Origin of the sequence: Sphingomonas sp. LH128, from assembly GCF_000293195.2 — a bacterium.
Lineage (GTDB): Bacteria > Pseudomonadota > Alphaproteobacteria > Sphingomonadales > Sphingomonadaceae > Novosphingobium > Novosphingobium resinovorum_A.
Genome location: NZ_ALVC01000559.1, coordinates 1 through 1,829, shown reverse-complemented (window position 1 = coordinate 1,829; position 1,829 = coordinate 1). Strand labels below are relative to the sequence as shown.

Sequence of the window (1,829 nt, the reverse complement as noted above, 5' to 3'; positions counted from 1 at the left end):
GCGCTCCATCGCCTCGGCCCACTGGTTCGCCGTCGACGGGGCGATCGTGAAGGGCGCGTGCAGGCTCACCATGCAGCGGCCGGGGTTCTCCTCGAACCAGTCGCGCGGGCCGCCTGCCCAACCGGCGAGGAATTTCGGCAGCGAGGCGCGCATCGGCGTGAGGTCCGCCGCATGCATCGCGCGCAGCTCGGCATAGGCCGGATCGCTGTCCATCAGGTCGTAGAAGCGGTTGGCGATCGCCTCGAACACCGGAGCGCCGCCGAGGCGGTGGTAGGGGGTGTCCGGTACGGGGGAGGGCTGTTCCATGCTGCCCCTCTAGCGCATCGTCCGCACGCGCGCATTGATCGCGGTCAATCGCGGATCAGGGCGCGCAAAGTCTCGATGCGGTCGGCCTCGTGCGCGGGCTTGTCGGCGCGGATGCGGCTGATGCGGGGGAAACGCATGGCGACGCCGGACTTGTGGCGCTTGCTGGCGTGGACCGAATCGAAAGCCACCTCGAACACCAGCGACTTGTCCGTTTCGCGCACCGGGCCGAAGCGGTTGACGGTGTGGTTGCGCACATGCCGGTCGAGCCATTTCAGCTCCTCGTCGGTGAAACCGAAGTAGGCCTTGCCCACCGGCAGCAGTTCCGCGCCGCTGTCTGGATCGCCGTCCCAGCAGCCGAACGTATAGTCCGAATAGAACGAGGAGCGCTTGCCCGAGCCGCGCTGGGCATACATCAGCACGCAGTCGATCAGCAGCGGATCGCGCTTCCACTTGTACCACAGCCCGGTCTTGCGCCCCGCGACATAGGGGCTGTCCCGCCGCTTGAGCATTACCCCCTCGATCGCATCGTCTCGCGCGCGTTCGCGGATGGCGGACAGGTCGGCGAAGTCGGCGGCGGGGATCACGGTGGAGATGTCGAACCGGTCGGCGGGCAGGCGCGGCAACAGCGCCTCCAGCGCGGCGCGGCGCTGACTCCAGGGGAGGGGGCGCAAGTCCTGCCCCTCCAGGATCAGCACGTCGTAAAGGCGTACGAAGGCGGGATATTCCTCGCGCATCTTCTTCGAGACGGTCTTGCGCCCGAGGCGCTGCTGCAAGGCGTTGAAGCTGGCCGCGCCGCCCTCTTCACCGCCCTGATGGGCACCGCGTACCAGCAACTCGCCGTCCAGCACGCCGTCGATATGCAGCGCTTCGGCGACCTGGGGAAAGGTGGCGGAAATGTCGTCGCCGGAGCGGGAATAGACGCGCGTTTCTCCGCCCGCCCGAACCACCTGCACGCGGATGCCGTCCCACTTCCATTCGGCGGCATAGTCGGCCAGATCGACCTCCGTGTCCTCCAGCCCGTGCGCCAGCATGAAAGGGCGGAACAGCGGCAGATCGTCGGAATTGGGAGGCTCGGCACCGTGCGCGGCCCAGTCGAACAGCGGGGCATAAGGCGGCGTCTGGCCGTGCCAGTGCTCCTCCACATCCTCCACCGCGACGTCGAAAGCCTGCGCGAAAGCCGTCTTGGCGAGACGCGCCGAAATGCCGATGCGCATCGCCCCGGTGGCCAGCTTGAGCAGGGCATAGCGGCCGTTCGCATCCAGCCGGTCGAGCAGCTTCGGCAATTCCACCATGACATTGGCGCGCGTAATGCGGGAAAGCGCATCCACCGCCTCCGACACCGTAGGCGGGGAGGGTGCCTCCGCCGGTTCGGGCCAGAGCAGGCTGGCGGTCTCTGCGGAATCGCCCACGTATTCGCGGCTGAGCGTCCAGAGTACCGGGTCGATCCGCTCGGTCAGGAGATTGCGAATGGTCGAACTCTTCACCGCCGGAAAATCAAGCCCGTCCGTCAGCGCGGCGAGCGC

Annotated in this window: 2 protein-coding genes; both read right to left on the bottom strand. The window is 67.5% G+C overall.

Translation table 11 applies throughout. The features are described 5' to 3' along the window. A partial coding sequence (locus LH128_RS30225; RefSeq protein ID WP_008833502.1) for a globin domain-containing protein occupies window positions 1-306 on the bottom strand: 306 nt, incomplete at its 3' end. A gap of 44 nt (window positions 307-350) precedes the next feature. Further along, the coding region (locus LH128_RS30220) for a cisplatin damage response ATP-dependent DNA ligase (RefSeq protein WP_008833501.1) at window positions 351-1,829 on the bottom strand (1,479 nt) is incomplete at its 5' end.